A 19,186-nucleotide genomic window follows, 5' to 3' on the forward strand; every position below is an offset into this window, starting at 1 on the left:
CCGCAACAGGAGCACCACCCCATGAACCACCCCGCCGACCTGCTGCTCACCGGAGCCCGCATCCACACCGTGGACCCGGACCTGCCCGAGGCCGAGGCGCTCGCCGTGCACGACGGCCGCATCGTGTGGCTCGGCCCCGACCACGAGGCCGAGGCCTGGGCCGGACCGGACACCGAACGGATCGACGCCGCCGGCCGGCTGGTCCTCCCCGGCTTCATCGACGCGCACAACCACGTCCGCCTCGGCTCCGACGACGCCTGCGTCCAGCTCGCCGGGGTGCGGACCCTGGAGGGCATCCACGAACGGATCCTCGCCTGGCGGGAGGCCCACCCCGACGCGGAGTGGATCGAGGCCGAGGCCTTCGACTACTCCGCGATCCCCGGCGGGCGGATGCCGTGCGCCGCCGACCTCGACCCCGTCACCGGGGACACCCCCGCGATCGTGCTCTCGTACGACGTGCACACGGCCTGGCTGAACACCGCGGCCATGCGCCGGCTGGAGGTCACCCGGGACCGCACGGACCTCCCCTTCGGCACGGCGGCGCTCGACCCCGGCACCGGCGAACCCACCGGATTCGTCAAGGACTTCGCGGTCAAGGGACTCTCCCGCGAAGGCCACCGGGCCCTGCGCCACCTCGGCGTCCCGTGGGCCTCGCCGGACCGGCAGTACGGCCGGCTCGCCAAGAGCCTCGACGACGCCATCGCCTTCGGCATCACCACCGTCGTCGAACCGCAGAACTCCCTCGACGACCTCGCCCTCTACGAGCGGGCCAGGGCGGAGGGCCGGCTGCGCTCGCGGATCGTGGCCGCGCTCTTCCACCCGCGCGGCACCACGGCCCGGGAACTGGACGACTTCGAGGCGGCCGCCCGCGCCTACCCCGGGGACCGGCTGCGGGTCGGCCCGCTCAAGCTCTACATCGACGACGTGGTGGAGCCGCGCACGGCCGCCCTGCTGGAGCCGTACACCGGTTGCGGCGCGCACCGGGGCGAGACCTTCTACCCGGCCGAGGAGTTCGCGGAGCTGCTGGCCGGGCTCGACGCGCGGGGCTTCCAGTGCTTCGTGCACGCCACGGGCGACCGGGGGATCCGTACCGTCCTCGACGCGGTGCAGCACGCGCGGGCCGTGAACGGCCCGCGCGACGCCCGCCACCAGGTCGTCCACGTGGAGTGCCTGGACCCGGCGGACGTACCACGCTTCGAGGAACTCGGCGTGGTCGCCTGCATGCAGCCCAGGCACTGCGCGCCGGAGATCGCCGGGCCGGGCAAGGACTGGGCGCAGAACGTGGGCGAGGGCCGGTGGCACAAGGCCTGGCCCATGCGCAGCCTGCACGAGGCGGGGGCGGTCCTGGCGTTCTCCAGCGACTGGAACGTGGCGGAGATGGACCCCATGATCGGCATCTACACGGCCGTGACGCGCCGCCCGCTGTCCGGAGACGGCCCGGCGTGGCAGCCGGCCGAGACGGTGGACGTGGCCACGGCGGTGCACGGATACACGATGGGCTCGGCCCACGCCAACTTCCTGGAGCGGGAACGCGGTTCGCTCACCGTCGGCAAGCTGGCGGACTTCGTGGTCCTGTCCCGGGACATCCTCGCCGTCCCGGCGGAGGAGATCCCGGGCACGGTGGCCGAAACGGTGGTGGTGGGCGGCGAGGTCGTCCACCGCTCCGCCTGATCCGGCCGCTCCGCTCCCGCGGCGGGTGGCGGATCCGGCGCCGGCCCGCGGGCCGGCGGCTTCCGGGGCTCCGCCCCTCCGCTCCCGCGGCGGGTGGCGCTGCTCGGGGCGGCCTGCGGGCCGGTGTGCTGGGGCTCCGCCCCGGACCCCGCGCCTCAATCGCCGGCGGGGCTGGATGTGCGGGGCGGTGGCTTCGTTGGGTGGGGGGCGGGGCGGCTTTCGCCGGGGTGACCGCTAGACCGGGTCGGTTGGGTGTGGGGCGGTGCCCCGCCGGAGTGTCTCCTCGGCTCGCGCGGAACCGTACTTCGCGGTTGTGCCCGGTGGTGCGCGCTCGTCCTGCGGGGACACTCCGCCGTGTCCCCGCCCCACTGCCGTGCCCGTCGCGGGGGGAGCGGGGACGGTGAGGGGTGTCCCCGCAGGACGAGCGCGCAACCCCCGGCCCACGGCCGAGAAGGCTCGCGCGCGCCGAGCCGAGGAGACACCCCTCGGCGGCCCCGCGCACCGGCCCGCACCATCCCAGCCCCGCCGGCCCCGACTGCTGCCCGCTGCGGAGCGGAGCCGCCCCATCCAGCCCCGCCGGCGTTTGAGGCGCGGGGTCTGGGGCGGAGCCCCAGCAGCCACCGGCCGGGCCAGCCCCGAGTACGGCCACCCCCGCGGGAGCGGAGGGGCGGAGCCCCAGAAGCCACCGGCCGGGCCAGCCCCGAGTACGGCCACCCCCGCGGGAGCGGAGGGGCGGAGCCCCAGCAGCCACCGGCCGGGCCGACCCCGAGTACGGCCACCCCCGCGGGAGCGGCTACGTGGGGGCGGGGTCCGGTGGACCCGGGCTGGCCCCGCGGGAGCGGGCGGCGCAGGCGAGCGTCACCGCCGCCCCGGCCAGGGCCCAGGCGGACAGGACGAGCACCGGGCCCCCCGCCCCGTTGCCGTCGAAGTACGTGAGCGAGCGCGCGGCGTACGTACCGGCACCCGGCGGCAGGGCCGGACCGATCGCGCTCCAGAACGGCGGCAGCAGCGGATACGGATAGGCTCCGCCGGCGCTCGGGTTGCCGAGGACCACCACCAGCAGGATCGCCAGGCCGATGCCGACCACGCCCGCCAGCCCCTGGAAGGCCAGGGTGATCGCGCCGACCGCGAAGACGACCAGCGTGCCCAGCCCCCACAGGCCCCAGACGCTGCCGGGCAGCGCGTCCAGGACCGGGCCGGCGACGACCGCACCGAGCAGCCCGGCGGCGAGCGAGTACACGAGGAGCGCGCCGAGCCGGATGACGGCGCGGGCGGTGTTCGCGGGCCGGGCCCCGGCGCTGATCGCGAGGATCGCGGCGCACAGGTAGCCGCCGACGCACCAGCCGATGACGAGGTAGAAGGAGCTCAGGCCGCGGCTGTCGCCCTTGGCGGCCGGGGCCACGTCGGTGACCCGCACGGTGCGCCCCTGGGCGCGTTCGGCGGCGCCCACGACCTCCTCCAGCGCCTGGGACAGCGAGGCTCCGGCGCCCGAGGCGACCAGCAGCAGGTCGGTCCGGCCGGCCGGGTCGACGACCAGGGCGCCGTCGACGTCCCGGTTCTCGACCTGGGCGCGCGCCGCGGCCGCGTCCGCGACCACCCGCGGGTCGAGCGGGTCCCCGGGCAGCGCGCCGAGCTGCTGCGCGGCCCGTTCCGCCGCCGGCGCGGCGGGCGCCGCCACGGCGATCGGGATCTCGTGGGGCTTCGGGTGGTGGAAGGCCCCGATGTACGAGGTGACGAAGGCGAGCTGGAGGAAGAGGACCCCCAGGACGAGCAGTGCCGCCCGGGTGGTCACGGCGTCCTTGAACTCGGCGAGGAAACCTTGGGACGGGGTCATGTCTGACACGCTCGGCGCGCGCGGGGCGGGCCGCAGCAGGGGCGGGCCGAACGGATGACCCCACCGCACCCAGGTGATCGAACAAGTGTTTCGCACGGATATTCGAATTGCTCTATGGTGGAGAGCGGGGGTGGTGTTCTACGAGCGAAGCAGGAGGCCGCGGGTGCCTGGTTTTACGCATCTGCACACCGTTTCGGGGTTCTCCGTGCGCTATGGAGGATCGCACCCGGAGCGGCTGGCGGAGCGTGCCGCCGAGCGGGGCATGGACGCCCTCGCCCTGACCGACCGCGACACCCTGGCGGGTGCGGTCCGGTTCGCGAAGGCGGCGGCGCAGGCGGGCATCCGGCCGCTCTTCGGCGTGGACATGGCGGTGTCGCCCGCCGGGTCCCCCACGGCGGGCACGGCCGGGCCGGGGGGCTCGACCGCGTCCGCCGCCGGCGGTCCGGGCGAGGCCTCGTACCGGCGACGCACCCCCGTCAAGGGCGGGGCCTTCCTGGACGAGTCCGCCGCGCGGGCCGTCTTCCTGGCCCGGGACGGCGCCGCCGGCTGGGCCGAGCTGTGCCGGATGGTCACCGCCGCCCACGCGGCGGCCGCCGAGGTCCCGCTCGTCCCCTGGGACGCCCTGCGCGGGGAAGGCGTCTTCGTCCTCCTCGGGCCCGGCTCCGAGGTGGGCCGGGCGCTCGCCGCGGGCCGCCCCGACCGGGCCGCCCGGCTGCTCGCCCCCTGGCGGGAGATCTACGGCGACTCCCTGCGCCTGGAGGCCGTCCACCACGGCCGCACCGGCACCGGCCCCGGTTCGCTGCGGCTGGCCGCCCGTACCGTCGGCTTCGCCGCCGAGCAGGGCGTCCCGGCCGTGCTCACGAACGCCGTCCGCTACGCCGACCCCGGCCAGGGCCCCGTCGCCGACATCCTCGACGCCGCCCGCCGCCTGGTCCCCATCGACCGCCGGGGCCCCCTCGACACCGGCGAGCGCTGGCTCAAGGACCCCGCCGCCATGGCCGGGGCCGCAGACCTGATCGCCCGGGCGGCCGGCCTCGGCCCCGCCGACGCACGGCGTCTGCTCGCGCAGACCCGGCACACCGCCGAGGCCTGCTGCGTGGACCCCGAGGACGACCTCGGCATCGGCTCCGTGCACTTCCCCGAGGCCCGGCTGGTCGGCGCCGCCCACCGCAGCGCCCAGCGGGTCCTCGCCTCCCGCGCCTCCGCCGGCATGGTGCTGCGCGGCTACGCCGGCGACCCCGCCTACTGGGAGCGGATGCACCACGAGCTCGACATCATCGCCCACCACGGATTCGCCTCGTACTTCCTGACGGTCGCCCAGGTGGTGGACGACGTACGGGAGATGGGCATCCGGGTCGCGGCCCGCGGCTCCGGCGCCGGCTCCCTCGTCAACCACCTGCTCGGGATCGCGCACGCCGACCCCGTCGAGCACGGTCTGCTGATGGAGCGCTTCCTCTCCAAGCGCCGGCGCGTCCTGCCCGACATCGACATCGACGTGGAGTCCGCCCGTCGGCTGGAGGTCTACCGGCGGATCATCGAGCGGTTCGGCGCCGAGCGCGTCGCCACCGTCTCCATGCCCGAGACCTACCGGGTCCGCCACGCCATCCGGGACGTCGGTGCCGCCCTGTCCATGGACCCGGCCGTCGTCGACCGGCTCGCCAAGGCCTTCCCGCACATCCGGGCCCGCGACGCCCGCGCCGCGCTGCAGGAACTCCCCGAACTGCGCGACGTGCGCGGGGAGTCGTACGGGAGGCTGTGGGAGCTCGTCGAGTCGCTGGACGCACTGCCGCGCGGGATCGCCATGCACCCGTGCGGGGTGCTGCTCTCCGACGCCTCGCTGCTCGCCCGTACGCCCGTGGTCCCCACCAGCGGCGAGGGCTTCCCCATGTCCCAGTTCGACAAGGACGACGTGGAGGAGCTCGGGCTGCTGAAACTGGACGTGCTGGGCGTGCGGATGCAGTCCGCGATGGCGCACGCGGTCGCGGAGATCCGGCGCGGCACGGGGCGGGAGCTCGACCTGGACGACCCGGCCCAGGTGCCGCCGGGCGACCGGGCCACGTACGAGCTGATCCGATCGGCCGAGACGCTGGGCTGCTTCCAGATCGAATCTCCGGGCCAGCGGGACCTGGTGGGGCGGCTCCAGCCGGCGACCTTCCACGACCTGGTCGTCGACATCTCCCTCTTCCGGCCGGGGCCGGTGGCCGCCGACATGGTGCGGCCCTTCATCGAGGCCCGGCACGGGCGGGCGCCGGTGCGCTTCCCGCACCCGGACCTGGCCGACGCGCTGCGCGAGACGTACGGGGTGGTGGTCTTCCACGAGCAGATCATCGAGATCGTGGACGTCATGACCGGCTGCGGCCGGGACGAGGCGGACCGGGTGCGGCGCGGGCTGTCCGACCCGCCGTCGCAGGCGCGGATCAAGGTCTGGTTCGCGGCGAAGGCGGCGGAACGCGGCTATTCGCTGGAGGTGATCGCCCGTACCTGGGAGATCGTGGAGGCCTTCGGCTCGTACGGTTTCTGCAAGGCGCACGCGGTGGCCTTCGCCGTGCCCACCTACCAGTCGGCGTGGCTGAAGGCGCACCACCCGGCGGCCTTCTACGCCGGGCTGCTGACCCACGATCCGGGGATGTACCCGAAGCGGCTGCTGCTGGCGGACGCGCGGCGGCGGGGCGTGCCGGTGCTGCCGCTGGACGTGAACCGGTCCGCGGTCGCCCACCGCATCGAACTGGTGTCCGACACGGGTGGGGTGTGGGGACTGCGGCTGGGGCTCACCGACGTCCACGGCATCAGCGGGGCCGAAGCGGCCCGGATCGAGTCCGGGCAGCCGTACGCCTCCCTGCGCGACTTCTGGGACCGGGCCCGTCCGGGGCGTCCGGTCGCCGAACGGCTGGCCCAGGTCGGGGCCTTGGACTCGTTCGGCGCCAACCGCCGTGACCTCCTGCTGCACTTGACGGAACTGCACGGCGCACAGCGCGCGGCGGGGGTGCGCGGCGCCCAACTCCCGCTGGAGGGAGGCCGTTCCACGGCGTCCGTCGGGCTGCCCGACCTGAGCGACGCGGAGCGGCTCAGCGCGGAGCTGGGCGTCCTCGGCATGGACACCTCGCGGCACCTGATGGGCGACCACCACGCCTTCCTGGCCGAGCTGGGCGTGCTCCCGGCGCGCCGTCTGCGCGAGGCCGAGCACGGGCGGACCGTCCTGGTCGCGGGGGCCAAGGCGGCCACCCAGACCCCGCCGATCCGGTCCGGGAAGCGGGTCATCTTCACGACGCTGGACGACGGCACGGGCCTGGTCGACCTGGCCTTCTTCGACGACAGCCACGAGCGGTGCGCGCACACCGTCTTCCACTCCTTCCTGCTGCTGGTACGAGGTGTCGTGCAGCGCAGGGGCCCGCAGAGCCTGAGCGTGGTCGGGGCGGCCGCGTGGAACCTGGCCGAGCTGGTCGAACTGCGGGAGAAGGGCGGCCTGGACGCGGTCGCGGCCCGCCTCGCCGAGCCGGCCGGCGGGCAGGACGGCGGACCGGCCGCCGCGGGGGAGGACGAGAACGGGGGCGAGGGCGAGGGTGAGGGTGAGGGTGAGCACGGGCACGGGCACGGGCACGGGCACGGGCACGGGCACGGGCACGAGCGGGACGGGAAGCCGGCGGCGAAGGGCTCCGGACGCACGATCCGCATGTCCACGGGCTACGAGATGAACCCCTGGGCCGACCTCCAGCCGCCCGGCACCGGTCCCGCGACCGGCCGCAAGCTGTGGCACTCCAGCCCGGGGAGCGCGGGATGAACGCCCCCGGGAAGGCCGTGATGTGCCTGCGGCTGCACCCCGCCGGCGGAGGACCGCTCGGGGCGCGCGAGTACGCCGGGGTGCTCGCCCTGCTCGGCGGGATCACCCCGGCCGTGCAGCCCCTGCCGCCGGACGCCGCCCTCGCCGATGTCCGGGCCGCTCTGCGCTACTTCGCCTGTGACGCCCGCCGGCTGGCCGCCGTGATCCGGGTCCGCGCCCTCGCCCTCCACGGCGTGGACGCCGCCGTCGGCGTGGCCGGCAACCCCATGCTGGCCCGGGCCGCCGCCCGCGATGCCGGGCCCGGGGGCACCCTGGTGCTCCCCGAGGACCCGGCCGCCGTAAGGGACTTCCTCGCGGGCAAGCCCGTCACCGCGCTCGACGGGGTCGGGCCCAAGGCCGCCCGCATCCTGTGCTCCTACGGCCTCGATTCCGTCGGCCGGGTCGCCGCCGCCCCGCCCGCGGCCCTGCGGCGGATCCTCGGAGCCCGGCTCGGCCGTGAGGTGCACGAGCGCGCCCACGGGATCGACCGGACCCCCGTCCGGCCGGGCGCGGCCGCCCGCGCCCTCGCCGCCGAGCGGCTCTTCGACCGGGACGAGCTGGATCCCGTACGGCACCGGCGGGCGCTGCTCTCGCTGACCGAGGAGCTCGGCGCGAAGCTTCGTACACAGGAGGACGGGCAGGTGTGCCGGGTCCTCTCGCTCACCGTCCGCTGCGCCGACCGCACCACGCTCACCCGGACCCGCACCCTGGCCGAACCCACCGCGCACTCGGCGGTCCTGACCGCCACGGCCTACGCCCTGTACGAGGGCCTCGGCCTGCAGCGGGCCCGGGTCCGCGCCCTGTCCCTGCGGGCCGAGGAGCTGGTCCCGGCCGAACGTGCCGTGCGGCAGCTCAGCTTCGACCCCGAGGACGAGAAGGCGCGCCGCCTGGAAGCCGTCACGGACCGGGTCCGTACGCGCTTCGGTCCGCACGTCATCGCCCGCGGCACGCTGGCCGCCTGACGGTTGCCCGGACGACACGCGAGTTTTTACCGACGCGTAACTTCCCTGTGTTGCTACTCACACGTAATTTAGCGGCAGCAGCGCCCCCTTGTGATCCGGATCACGGGACGAACCCCCACGCTTCCCCTTGAGTCGACCGCAAGGAGATCACACGATGCTGCCCTGGAGACGCCTGCTCCGCCCGCTGGCCGTCCTCACCCTCACCGCCGCCGCACTCGTCGCCCCCACCGGCGCAGCGCAGGCCGCATCCGCCCCCAGCAGCGGCTGGAACGACTGGTCCTGCAAGCCGTCCGCCGCCCACCCGCGCCCCGTCGTCCTCGTCCACGGCACCTTCGGCAACTCCTGGGACAACTGGCTCGGCTTCGCCCCGTACCTCGTGCACCGCGGGTACTGCGTCTACTCGCTCGACTACGGCCAGCTGCCCGGCGTACCCCTCTTCAACGGGCTCGGCCCCATCGACAAGTCCGCCGAACAGCTCGACGTCTTCGTCGACAAGGTGCTCGCCGCCACCGGCGCGTCCAAGACCGACATCGTCGGGCACTCCCAGGGCGGCATGATGCCGCGCTACTACCTGAAGTTCCTCGGCGGCGCGGCGAAGGTGAACGCGCTGGTCGGGCTCGCCCCCGACAACCACGGCACGACCCTGCTCGGCTTCACCAAGCTCCTCCCGTACTTCCCCGGAGCCGAGGACCTGATCAACAGCGCCACCCCCGGCCTCGCCGACCAGATTGCCGGCTCCGCCTTCCTGCAGAAGCTCAACGAGGGCGGGGACACCGTGCCCGGGGTGAAGTACACGGTGATCGCCACCAAGTACGACGAGGTGGTGACGCCGTACCGGAGCGGCTTCCTGGAGGGGCCGAACGTCCGCAACGTCGTGCTCCAGGACCTGTGCTTCCTGGACCTGTCGGAACACGTCGCCATCGGGCTCACCGACCGGATCGCCTGGCACGAGGCGGTCAACGCCCTCGACCCGGCGCACGCCGAACGGACCACCTGCGCCTCGGTCTTCGACTGACCCGGGGCGCGGGCGGTCCGCCCGTGTGAAGGTCCCTCCCTACCGGCGGCCGCGCCGGCCCGCCGTCGTCGCACGGCGGCGGGCCATCGCGAACAGCACGGCCGCGCCGACGGCCAGGGCGCCCGCCCCGGCGATGGCGATGGACGGGGTGGCGCCGTTGCCGCCGGTCTCCGCGAGGTTGCCGCCGGCCGGGGCGCCCGAGCCCGCCGGACCCGCGGAGTCCGACGAGCCCGACGAGCCCGACGAGGGCGCGGAGGGGAGCGGGGCGCCGGTCGCGCCGTTCGTCTTCGGGTCGTTGTCGCCGTGGCCGTGGTGCTCCACCGAGGACTTGCCGGCGCCGTCGGCGATCTGCTGGTCGGTGGGGGCGGACGGCTTGTCGGAGGGCTTGCCGGACGGCTCGGACCCGGTGCCGCTTCCGTTCCCGCTTCCGTTCCCGCTTCCGTTCCCGGTGCCGGGCTTGGTGCTCGGCGGTGTTCCCGCACCGCCGCCGTCCTTGCCGAAGACCACGTCGGAGCAGGTGTAGAAGGCCTCCGGACTGTCGGAGCGCTGCCAGATGCTGTAGATCAGGTGCCGGCCGGACTTGGCGGGGACGGTCCCGGAGAAGACGTAGTCGCCGTTCTGCATGCCCGGGTCGGTGGCCTTCGCGAACGGCGCCGGCTCCAGGTCGGACCACTTCAGCGGCTTCGACGGGTCGTAGCCGTCCTTCGTCACGTACAGCTCGAAGGAGCCCTTGTGCGGGGCCGTGCCCTTGTAGCGGAAGGTGTGCGGGCCGGCGGACAGGGGACTCGCCGGCCAGTCCGCGCGGGCCAGGTCCAGGCCCCGGTACTTGTCGTTGCCGGCCGAACAGAGCTGACCGTTCGGGATGAGCGCCCGGTGGTTGCCGGCCGCGTTGGCGATGTTGACCGCGTTCCAGTCGTAGAACGCCTGCGCCCCGCTGGAGGCGACCGCGGCCTTGCACGCCGCCGACTTCGGCGACTCCGGCCCCTCCGCGTAGCACGCCGCGACCCGGCTGACCGGGTCCGTCATCGAGCCGTGGGCGGCCGCGGGAACGGCGGCGTACGCGGCCAGCGCGAGCGGGGCGAGACCGGCGGCGGCGATACGGATCGGCGTCACGGTACGGCGGCGAGCGGACATGAGCGGGTCTCCTTCGGGCAACGGCGGGTGCGCGCCGGGGAACGGGGCTCGGCGGCGCCGCCCCCCGGCGGCGCCACGACCGGCCCTTCCTGTCCTGGCCCCGCCAAGCTAGCCCCCGGACCACGCCTTTTCGCCGCACGCGCCCCCCGGGACAGGATCCTTAGGCTCCGCTTAAGGAAGGCAAAAGAGCGGGATCAGGAAGAGGCCTCCCGCCCGCGGGAAACCGCCGAACTCACCGGAGCAGCGCGGGCAGGCCGGAGGCGGAACGGGCCTGGTCGTCCAACGCGTCCAGGGCGCGGACGGCCCGGGCCGCCGCCTCCGGGTCACTCGCCGCCAGGCCGCTCTCGGCGAACTCGTCCTCGTCCAGCCGCAGCACGGACGTCCCGTCCGCCGAGACCCACAGGTCGAGGTCCAGGTCCTCGACGATGATCTCCCCGCTGCGCACCAGGGCGGGCCGCGTCACGTCGCAGTACCAGCCCTTCAGGACGCCGTCGCCCGTCCACACCTCCTTGACCGCGTACCAGCGGGTCCGCCAGAAGTGCTCGACGAACACGTCGCCCGGCTCGAAGCGGACGAAGCCGAAGTCCCGTACGCCCTCGGCCGCCCAGGGGGCTCGTACCGAGATGCGGTCGCCGTCGTCGGCGACCTGCGTCGCCGGGTAGCGGATCTTGGTCCGGCCGGCCTTGGTCAGGACGACGGTCAGTTGCTCGGCCACCCGGTCCTCAACTCCCTCGTGCAGTGCGTCTCGGTCGCGCAGATCTCGTACCCGAACCACCGGTTGATGGCGAGCATCGGTTCGTTGCCGCTGTCGTTGCCGGTGAACGCCTCGGTGCAGCCGGCCGCACGGGCCCGGTGCAGGGAGGTGTACTTGGCGAGCTTGGCCAGGCCGCGGCCCCGGAACGCGCGCAGCGTGCCGGTCATCGCCGAGCCGTAGCGGGTCGCGCCGTCGGTCCGGGCGGCGCTGAAGGCCACCGCCCGCCCGTCGACCAGGGCGACGGTGGTCAGTTCCTTGTCGAGCGTGGGGTGGTGCCAGGTGTGGCTCAGCCAGTCCTCGTAGTCGTCGAGGTCGGCCGGCACGTCACCCGGTTCGTCGGCCGTGGACTCGGCGTCGATCGCGAAGAGCGGGCGCGGGTCCGCGGCGAAGGCCGCGGCGGGCCGCAGCTCCACCCCGGCGGGCAGGGCCCCGGGGAGCGCGGGCAGCGCGGCCGCCGTCAGGTCCAGGCGCAGGAAGTGCGCCGAGCGGCCGGGCCGGTAGCCGTGCCGCTCGGCGAACGCGCGGTGCGCGGGCTCGTCGAGCACCCAGGCGTACGAGTCCACCACGCCCCGGGCGGCCAGGTGCTCCTCGGCCGCCCGCAGCAGGAGCCGGCCGGCGCCGAGGCCGCGGCGCGCGGGGTCGACGCAGGCGTTGACGTACCCCTGGCCCGGCCGGGGGCTGTCGTGGGCGATGCCGGCCTGGGCGCTGCCGACGACCTCGCCGTCCGCGGTCTCGGCGACGAGGACGCGGTGGTGCCGGGCGGGGTGGGAGCGGGTGAGTTCGAAGGTCACGTCTGCGGCACTGGTGATCAGGAACGGCAGGGCCGCACGGCGCACCCGTACCACCGATTCCACGTCGCGGAGGTCACCCGGACGGAGAGCGCGGATCAGAACGGTCATGGGCCCGACGCTACGGGCGCCCGCGCGCCCGGCGCCTCCCAATTAACCGCTGATGGTGGACAATCACCCCCGTGAGCTCGACGAACCTGAAGATCACCATCGACGGCTCGGCCGGGTCGGCCGCCCCGTACGAACAGCTGCGCGCGCAGATCGCCGCCCGGGCCCGGTCCGGCAGGCTGCCGGCCGGCTTCAAGCTGCCGACGGTACGGGGGCTGGCGGAGGAACTGGGGCTGGCCGCCAACACCGTCGCCAAGGCCTACCGGGCGCTGGAGGCCGACGGGGTGATCGAGACGCGGGGCCGCAACGGGACCTTCGTCGCGGCGGCGGGGGAGGGCGCGGCGCGCGAGGCCGCGTCGGCCGCGCAGGCGTTCGCGGAGCGGGTGCACCGGCTGGGGCTGACGGAGACGGAGGCGATCGCCTCCGCCACCGCCGCGCTCCGGGCCCGGTACGCCGCGAAGTAGCCGCCCCGCAGCCGCGGCTCGACGGCCCGGGCCGGGGGGTTCCGCCCCCGGACCCCGCGCCCCGAACGCCTGCGGGGCTGGATTCGCCCTCCGCGTCGTGAACGCGGTCGGGGCTTTCTGCCCGCCGTCGCGGGGCGTCTGCGGCCCGACGCGGATGGCGATCCGCCCACCGCCGCGCCCCCCCGGGCACCCCCTGGGCCCTGTCGTCAGAGTTGCACCTGGCCCGCGGCGCCCGGCACCGCACCTCGCCGCGTTGTCGGGGCGCCCACGTACGTCCAGTACTCGGGCGCCCCTCCGCCTTGCGATGCACGGCACCGGACACCGCGGGCCTGACCGGCGCCACTTTGACGACAGGACCTACAGGTAGAGCCCCGCCTCCGAGTGGGTCTGCGGGGGGAGGACCGCCGCCGGGCCCGTGCCGCGGCGGAGGGCGAAGAGCTCCGCCAGGGTGGCGCCCTCGCGGGAGACGCCCTCCTCGGTGCCCAGCCAGTCCACCGCCTCCCTGTGGGTGAGCCGGCCGACCTCGATGCGGGCCAGGCAGCGCCCGGGGCGGACCACCGCGGGGTGGAGCCGTTCCAGGTCCTCGTTGGTCGTCACGCCGACCAGGACGTTTCGCCCCTGCCCCAGCAGGCCGTCCGTCAGGTTCAGCAGCCGGGACAGCGCCTGCCCGGCCGTGTGCCGGGCCTCGCCGCGGATCAGCTCGTCGCAGTCCTCCAACAGCAGGAGCCGCCAGCGGCCCTTCGCCGTGCCCTCGTCCTCGCCGATCGCGATGTCCATCAGGTAGCCGACGTCGTTGAACAGCCGCTCCGGGTCCAGGACGCAGTCCACCTGGCACCAGTCCCGCCAGGACCGGGCCAGCGTGCGCAGGGCCGAGGTCTTGCCCGTGCCCGGCGGGCCGTGCAGCAGGAGCAGCCGGCCCGCGATGTCGTCCGGGGTCACCTTCATCAGCCGGTCCATCGCCGAGGCGACCGGCGCGGTGTAGTTGGGACGTACCTCCGCCCAGGTACCGGCCGCGATCTGACGGGTCGTCCGGTACGGGCCGCGGCGCGGGGAGACGTACCAGAAGCCCATCGTCACGTTCTCCGGCTGCGGTTCCGGCTCGTCCTGCACGCCCTCGGTGGCCTGGCCGAGCACGCCGGCGGCGAGTTCGTCGCTGACCGCCGTCACGGTGACGTCCGCGCCCCGGCTCCACCGGGACACGAGCATGGTCCAGCCCTGGCCCTCGGCGAGGGTGGCGCTGCGGTCGCTGTCGCGCGCCGAGCGCAGCACCGTGGCCTCCGGCGGCAGCAGGGTCGCCTCCGCCTTGACCCGCTCGATCGACACGCTGTGCGAGTAGGGCTGCTCGCCCGAGGCGAACCGGCCCAGGAACAGCGCGTCGACGACGTCCGACGGGGAATCGCTGTCGTCGACGTTGAGCCGGATCGGCAGCGCGTCATGCGGGTTGGCTGGCATGGCGCCCATGATCCGGCACGAGGTGCCCTCGTGCACCCGTGTTTCGCCGGATCGGGTGCCAAGTTCCCCCTTCAAACGCAAGGGGAGTGAAGATTCGGGCCACATCTCCGCCCCGAACATTCTTGGCATGGACACTTCCGGCAACCCCCGGCTGCTTGTACCAACAACTCAGGAGTAACCCCCACAAGGAGCCGCACACATGAGCATGAAGATGTCGCGCTTCGCTGCCCTGACCTCCTCCCTCCTACTCGCCGCGAGCGCCGCCCTGTTCGGCGCGGGCCAGGCGGCCGCTGCCCAGGCCGACTTCGGCTACGTCGCCCTCGGCGACTCGTACTCCTCCGGACTCGGCGCCGGCAACTACGACGGCGCCAGCGGCAACTGCAAGCGCACCACCCGCGCCTACCCCGCCCTCTGGGCCGCGGCCCACTCCCCGCAGACCTTCGCCTTCACCGCCTGCTCCGGAGCCCGTACGGGTGATGTGCTCTCCGGCCAGCTCGGCCCCCTCAACTCCGGGACCGACCTCGTCAGCATCACCATCGGCGGCAACGACGCCGGATTCTCCGACGTCATGACGACCTGTGTGCTCCAGTCCGAATCCACCTGCGTCAACCGCGTGAACCAGGCCAAGGCCTACGTCGACTCCACCCTCCCCGGCCTGCTCGACCAGGTCTACGACGCCATCGACAGCCGGGCACCCGCCGCCCGCGTCGTCGTCCTCGGCTATCCCCGCTTCTACAAGCTGAACGGCACCTGTACGACCGGTCTGAGCGAGGGCGAGCGGGCCGCCATCAACGGCGCCGCCGACCACCTCAACGCAGCCATCGCCAAACGCGCCGCGAACCACGGCTTCACCTTCGCCTCGGTCGCCGGCGCCTTCACGGGCCACGAGATCTGCTCCGGCAGCCCGTGGCTGCACAGCGTCAACTGGCTCAACATCGCCGAGTCCTACCACCCGACCGCCTCCGGACAGTCCGGCGGCTACCTGCCCGTCCTGACCAACGCGGCCTGATCCGGCCCGCCGTCCTCCGGCCTGCCGACCTCCGGCCCGCCACCCTCCGGCCCGCCGACCTCCGCTCCACCGTCCTCCGGGCTCGCCGTCGGACCTGTGGTCGGCGTCGCGGACGGCGACGGGCTCGCACCGGGGGAGGTGGCCCCGCCCGTCGGGGTCGCCTCCTCGCACGTCACGGAGGTCGCCACCCATGCGGTGGCGACCTCCGCCGGTCCCCGCACCTCCAGCCGGACGGCGTCCTCGAAGACCGCGCCCGGCGCGTGCGTCAGCTCGGTGTGCTCCAGCCGCCGGCTCTTCGGCCCGGCCGCCTCGTACGTGACGGACTGCCAGCCCGGCCCGGAGGTCCGCCCGCTCCGCGTGGCCCAGCGGTACTCCAGTACCACCGGGACGCTCTCCACCTCGACGGTCGCGGTGAACGAGGGCGCCCTCCCGGCCTGCGGCGGACAACTCCCGGTGTAGGTGGTGCGCACCGCGTCGACGTACACCGCGACGTGCCCGGCAGCGCCGGGCGCGGCGGACGCCGAGGGCGCGGCCGACGCGGAGGCGGGCCCGCCCGGCGCCGGCGCCGAGGTGGCGGCGGGGGCGGTGTCCGCCGGACCCGTCGGCGCGCCCCCGTGCCCACCGCGGTCGCCCCGGTCCCCGAGGTCCCCCAGCAGTACCCAGCCCAGCGCGGCCAGGGCGAGCAGCAGCACGGCGATCCCGACGGCGAGCACCGGCCCGGCCGCGCCCCGGCCCCCGCCGGACCCGGCCGCACCCCCACCGGACCCGCCCGCGGGCACCGCCCCGCCCACGGGGGGCGGTGGCGCCTGCGCCCCGTGCGGTCCGGCTCCGCCGCGCGCTTCGTGCCCGTGACGGGCCGTCGGCATCGGCGCGGTACGCCCCGACACCGGCCCGCCGGAGGCGCGTACGGCTCCGCCCGCGCCCACCACCCGCAGCATCCGGGCCGCCTCCGCCGCGTCCGTCCGCTCCGCCGGGTCCTTGCGCAGCAGCCCCTCCAGCACGGGCTCCAGCGGACCGGCCCGGCGCGCCGGGGGCGGCTCCTCGTCCACCACGGCCCGCAGCGTGTCCAGCGGGGTCGCCCGCCGGAACGGAGTGACCCCCTCGACGCAGGCGTAGAGCATGACCCCGAGCGACCACAGGTCCGATCCGGGGCCCGGTTCGCGGCCCAACGCCCTTTCCGGTGCCAGGTATTCGGGGGAGCCGACCACCTCGCCCGTCATCGTGATGGCCGAGGAGCCCTCCAGGCTCGCGATCCCGAAGTCGCTGAGCACGACCCGGCCGTCATTGGCGATCAGCACGTTCGCCGGCTTCACGTCCCGGTGCAGCACCCCCGAGTCGTGCGCGGACCGCAGCGCTGCCAGCACCTGCTCGCCGATGTGAGCGGCGCGCGGCGGGGTCATCGGCCCCTCCGCGTCCAGCACGTCCGCCAGCGACAGCCCGCGCACCAGTTCCATCACGATCCAGGGCCGGCCGTCCTCGGAGGCCACGTCGTAGACCGTCACCACCCCGCGGTGGGACACCCGGGCCGCCGCCCACGCCTCCCGCTCCAGCCGCCGGTACATGCGCTGGAGTTCGGCGGTGTCCAGTCCGGCCGGAGCGCGCACCTCCTTCACGGCGACATCGCGCGCCAGCACTTCGTCCCGGGCCCGCCACACCACGCCCATCCCGCCGCGGCCGATCTCCTCCAGCAGCCGGTAGCGGCCCGAGACGACATGATCGGAGTTGGCTTCCTCACTCACGCGAGCCCCCCGAATGCTTCCGTGCGCCCATGTGTCATCGACCCGTCACTCCAAGTTAGCGCAGTGTGCGTCACGCGGCCCCTGTCGTGACGAGACTCGCGCAGCGCTCTTCCGGAGCGTGATTTTCCCGCCCGCTCCTGTGCGGAGAGTAATCGTCGACTCCGCTGAGTAACCGTCAACTCCCCGTCGCCACAGGGGTAATTCACACCACCGGGATACCCGCGCGCGACGCGGGGGCGATAGGGTTAACCTGCCCGGGCCGGGTGCCCTCGTACGGGTGGGGAGAGATCATGGAACAGATAGCAATGCGCAGCAGGCCGCCCCGCGTGCCTGCCATCACGTGCGGCAGCAACGCGACCAGTTCGCGCCTCGACCGCCACCTCGCCGTGCTGGGCGGACCCGCCGTCCCGCACCGGGAGGCCGCGGAGGCGACGCTGCTGATGCGCGAGCTCACCTCCCGCGACCACACGCACCGCCTGCGGAGCCGGAGCGCGCGCGTCTCGCTCTTCGCGCCGCTGCGCCGTCTGCGTCGCACGCTCTTCGGCAGCCGCCGCTCGTAACTGACCCCGCACCCGCGGCCGTCGGCCTTCCCGGCCTCCGGTCACCCGGCCCTACGCGATCACACCGTCCCGGCGCAGTTCCGAGATCCGTGCGCCCGCCATCCCCAGGGCGCGCAAGAGGTCTTCGGTGTGCTCACCCAGCGCGGGCACCGCACCCATGTGCGGTGCCGCGCCGCCCGGCAGCCCGATCGGCGGCAGCAGGGCCCGCAGTGGACCGACCGGCGATCCCACCTCCCGCCACCGGTCCCGGGCCGCGAGTTGCGGGTGCCCGGCCAGTTGGGCCACCGAGTTCAGCCGCGCACAGGCGATGCCCGCGGCCTCCAGGCGTCCGATCGCCTCGTCGGCGTCCAGCCCGCCCAGTGCCTCCGCCACGACCGCGTCGGTCCTCTCCCGGTTCCCGGTGCGCGCCGTGTTCGTCGCGTACGCCGGATCCTCGGCCAACTCGGGCCGTTCCAGCACCTGTTGCGCCAGCCGCCGCCACTCGCGGTCGTTCTGCACCGACAGCAGCACCCGGTCCCCGTCCGCCGTCGCGTAGGCGTCGTACGGGGCGATCACCGCGTGCGCCAGGCCGGTGCGCACGGGCTGCTCGCCGCCGTGCATCGTGTGGTGCAGCGGATGCCCCATCCACTCGGCCAGCGCGTCCAGCATGGACACTTCCACCGGGCCCCCGCGCCCGGTGACACCGCGGCGCAGCAGCGCGGCCAACACCCCGGAGAACACGTACATGGCCGCGGCGATGTCGGCGGCCGGGATGCCCGCCTTCACCGGCTGATCGGGTGTGCCGGTCACCGACACCAGCCCCGCCTCGCACTGCACGAGCATGTCGTAGGCCCGCTTGTGGGCGTACGGGCCCTGCGCGCCGTAGCCGGACACGTCCACGGCGACCAGCCGCGGGTAGCGGGCGCACAGCGCGGCCGCGTCCAGCCCGAGGCGGGCGGCGGCCCCCTGGGCGAGGTTCTGCACGAAGACGTCCGCGCCCGCCAGCAGGGCGTGCAGCACCTCACGGCCGCGCGGGTCCTTCAGGTCGAGCGCGATGGACTCCTTGCCCCGGTTGGCCCAGACGAAGTGCGAGGCCAGACCGTGGGCGGCGGTGTCGTAGGCGCGGGCGAAGTCGCCGCCGTCGGGACGCTCGACCTTGATCACCCGGGCGCCGAGGTCGGCGAGCTGTCGGGTGGCGAAGGGGGCCGAGACGGCCTGTTCGACGGCGACGACGGTGATGCCGTCCAGGGGCAGCGGTTCGGTGGTCATGGGCCCTGCCTACCGGGTCGGACGGGGGTCTGTCACTACGCGGTGGGCGACGTGCGCCGATGATCGCCCGTGGTCCCGGCGGCCGGTACCACCGGGCCCGGGTCACGCAGGGCGGCCCCCCCCGCGTCCGACCGCCCCGCGTCCGGGCGCCGCGCGTCCGGGCGCCGCGTCCGACGCCGCCGCGCCCGAACCTGCGCGTGGCCGCCGGTACGCACACCACGAGCAGCAGCGCCGACCACAGCAGCGCCCCGGCCACCGGATGGGCGACGGGCCAGGCGGCGTCCGCGGCGGCGTGCGCCTCGGTGTTCCCGCACACTTCGCGCACCACGGCGGCGACGGAGCTGATCGGGTTCCACTCGGCGACCGTGCGCAGCCAGCCGGGCAGGCCCGTACGGGCAGCCTGGCTCGGCTCCCGGCCGGCGTCGGGGGAGTACCCGCGGCTGGCCGCGGCCGTCTCGGGCGCCGGCCCGGTCCCCGGCGCCGGTCTGGACATGGCCGCCGTCTTCGACCGCTCGGTGATCCGCCCCCTGGGTGCCTGGGGCGGGTAGCCCGCGCGGCCACCCGCGCCGCCGGATGCCACCCGAGCAGGAAGTCCGCTCCGGCGGATCACGGCCGGCCCGCGGCGGCCGCT

15 protein-coding genes are annotated in these 19,186 nt (G+C 74.9%); 8 read left to right on the forward strand and 7 right to left on the reverse strand.

The genetic code is table 11. The features are described 5' to 3' along the window. Nucleotides 1–21: 21 nt before the first annotated feature. Complete coding sequence (locus AC2RP6_RS29975; protein WP_486449004.1) at nt 22–1,671, forward strand: amidohydrolase; 1,650 nt, start codon at nt 22–24, stop codon at nt 1,669–1,671. A gap of 793 nt (nt 1,672–2,464) precedes the next feature. Here the strand turns inward: AC2RP6_RS29975 and AC2RP6_RS29980 are convergent. Continuing rightward, nucleotides 2,465–3,505: a DUF3533 domain-containing protein gene (locus tag AC2RP6_RS29980; protein ID WP_486449005.1), complete on the reverse strand. Its 1,041-nt coding sequence runs from the start codon at nt 3,503–3,505 to the stop codon at nt 2,465–2,467. Between the two features lie 163 nt (nt 3,506–3,668). Between AC2RP6_RS29980 and AC2RP6_RS29985 the strand changes: the two genes are divergently transcribed. The 3 genes from AC2RP6_RS29985 (at nt 3,669) to AC2RP6_RS29995 (ending at nt 9,299) form a co-directional block, all read left to right on the forward strand. Then, nucleotides 3,669–7,283: a DNA polymerase III subunit alpha gene (locus AC2RP6_RS29985; protein WP_486449006.1), complete on the forward strand. Its 3,615-nt coding sequence runs from the start codon at nt 3,669–3,671 to the stop codon at nt 7,281–7,283. Then, on the forward strand, nt 7,280–8,284 hold the full coding sequence (locus AC2RP6_RS29990; RefSeq protein ID WP_486449007.1) for a DNA polymerase Y family protein: 1,005 nt from the start codon (nt 7,280–7,282) through the stop codon (nt 8,282–8,284). Before AC2RP6_RS29985 ends, AC2RP6_RS29990 begins: the two co-directional genes overlap by 4 nt. Nucleotides 8,285–8,438: 154 nt before the next feature. Continuing rightward, nucleotides 8,439–9,299 (forward strand): esterase/lipase family protein, encoded by an 861-nt coding sequence (locus AC2RP6_RS29995; RefSeq protein WP_486449008.1) that lies wholly within the window; start codon nt 8,439–8,441, stop codon nt 9,297–9,299. Nucleotides 9,300–9,338: 39 nt separating this feature from the next. On the opposite strand, the gene AC2RP6_RS30000 is transcribed toward AC2RP6_RS29995, so the two are convergent. From AC2RP6_RS30000 to AC2RP6_RS30010, 3 genes are all read right to left on the reverse strand, one after another. Further along, on the reverse strand, nt 9,339–10,433 hold the full coding sequence (locus AC2RP6_RS30000) for a lytic polysaccharide monooxygenase auxiliary activity family 9 protein (protein WP_486449009.1): 1,095 nt from the start codon (nt 10,431–10,433) through the stop codon (nt 9,339–9,341). A 232-nt stretch (nt 10,434–10,665) separates the two neighbouring features. Beyond that, nucleotides 10,666–11,148, reverse strand: a complete 483-nt coding sequence (locus AC2RP6_RS30005) for a ribonuclease FAU-1 family protein (RefSeq protein ID WP_486449010.1) — start codon at nt 11,146–11,148, stop codon at nt 10,666–10,668. Next, a complete protein-coding gene (locus AC2RP6_RS30010; RefSeq protein WP_486449011.1) occupies nt 11,133–12,086 on the reverse strand; it encodes a GNAT family N-acetyltransferase in 954 nt (317 codons plus the stop codon). The genes AC2RP6_RS30005 and AC2RP6_RS30010 overlap by 16 nt, the downstream gene beginning before the upstream one ends. 71 nt (nt 12,087–12,157) lie before the next feature. Between AC2RP6_RS30010 and AC2RP6_RS30015 the strand changes: the two genes are divergently transcribed. Continuing rightward, entirely contained in the window at nt 12,158–12,547 is a 390-nt protein-coding gene (locus AC2RP6_RS30015) for a GntR family transcriptional regulator (RefSeq protein ID WP_486449012.1), read from the forward strand. Between the two features lie 357 nt (nt 12,548–12,904). Here the strand turns inward: AC2RP6_RS30015 and AC2RP6_RS30020 are convergent, their stop codons facing one another. Beyond that, nucleotides 12,905–13,999, reverse strand: a complete 1,095-nt coding sequence (locus AC2RP6_RS30020) for a DUF5925 domain-containing protein (RefSeq protein WP_486449013.1) — start codon at nt 13,997–13,999, stop codon at nt 12,905–12,907. Between the two features lie 205 nt (nt 14,000–14,204). Here AC2RP6_RS30020 and AC2RP6_RS30025 point away from each other — a divergent pair, with 205 nt between their 5' ends. Continuing rightward, a complete protein-coding gene (locus AC2RP6_RS30025; protein ID WP_486450500.1) occupies nt 14,205–15,008 on the forward strand; it encodes an SGNH/GDSL hydrolase family protein in 804 nt (267 codons plus the stop codon). On the opposite strand, the gene AC2RP6_RS30030 is transcribed toward AC2RP6_RS30025, so the two are convergent. Further along, on the reverse strand, nt 14,978–16,747 hold the full coding sequence (locus tag AC2RP6_RS30030) for a serine/threonine-protein kinase (RefSeq protein WP_486449014.1): 1,770 nt from the start codon (nt 16,745–16,747) through the stop codon (nt 14,978–14,980). The genes AC2RP6_RS30025 and AC2RP6_RS30030 overlap by 31 nt on opposite strands. 290 nt (nt 16,748–17,037) lie before the next feature. On the opposite strand from AC2RP6_RS30030, the gene AC2RP6_RS30035 reads away from it, so the two are divergent. Continuing rightward, on the forward strand, nt 17,038–17,307 hold the full coding sequence (locus tag AC2RP6_RS30035; protein WP_486449015.1) for a hypothetical protein: 270 nt from the start codon (nt 17,038–17,040) through the stop codon (nt 17,305–17,307). Between the two features lie 51 nt (nt 17,308–17,358). Here AC2RP6_RS30035 and AC2RP6_RS30040 read toward each other — a convergent pair whose 3' ends face one another. Beyond that, nucleotides 17,359–18,555: a CaiB/BaiF CoA transferase family protein gene (locus AC2RP6_RS30040; protein ID WP_486449016.1), complete on the reverse strand. Its 1,197-nt coding sequence runs from the start codon at nt 18,553–18,555 to the stop codon at nt 17,359–17,361. A gap of 197 nt (nt 18,556–18,752) precedes the next feature. Between AC2RP6_RS30040 and AC2RP6_RS30045 the strand changes: the two genes are divergently transcribed. Next, entirely contained in the window at nt 18,753–19,103 is a 351-nt protein-coding gene (locus AC2RP6_RS30045; RefSeq protein WP_486449017.1) for a hypothetical protein, read from the forward strand. Nucleotides 19,104–19,186 lie beyond the last annotated feature (83 nt).

It is taken from the genome of Streptomyces sp. WAC03905, assembly GCF_057371075.1.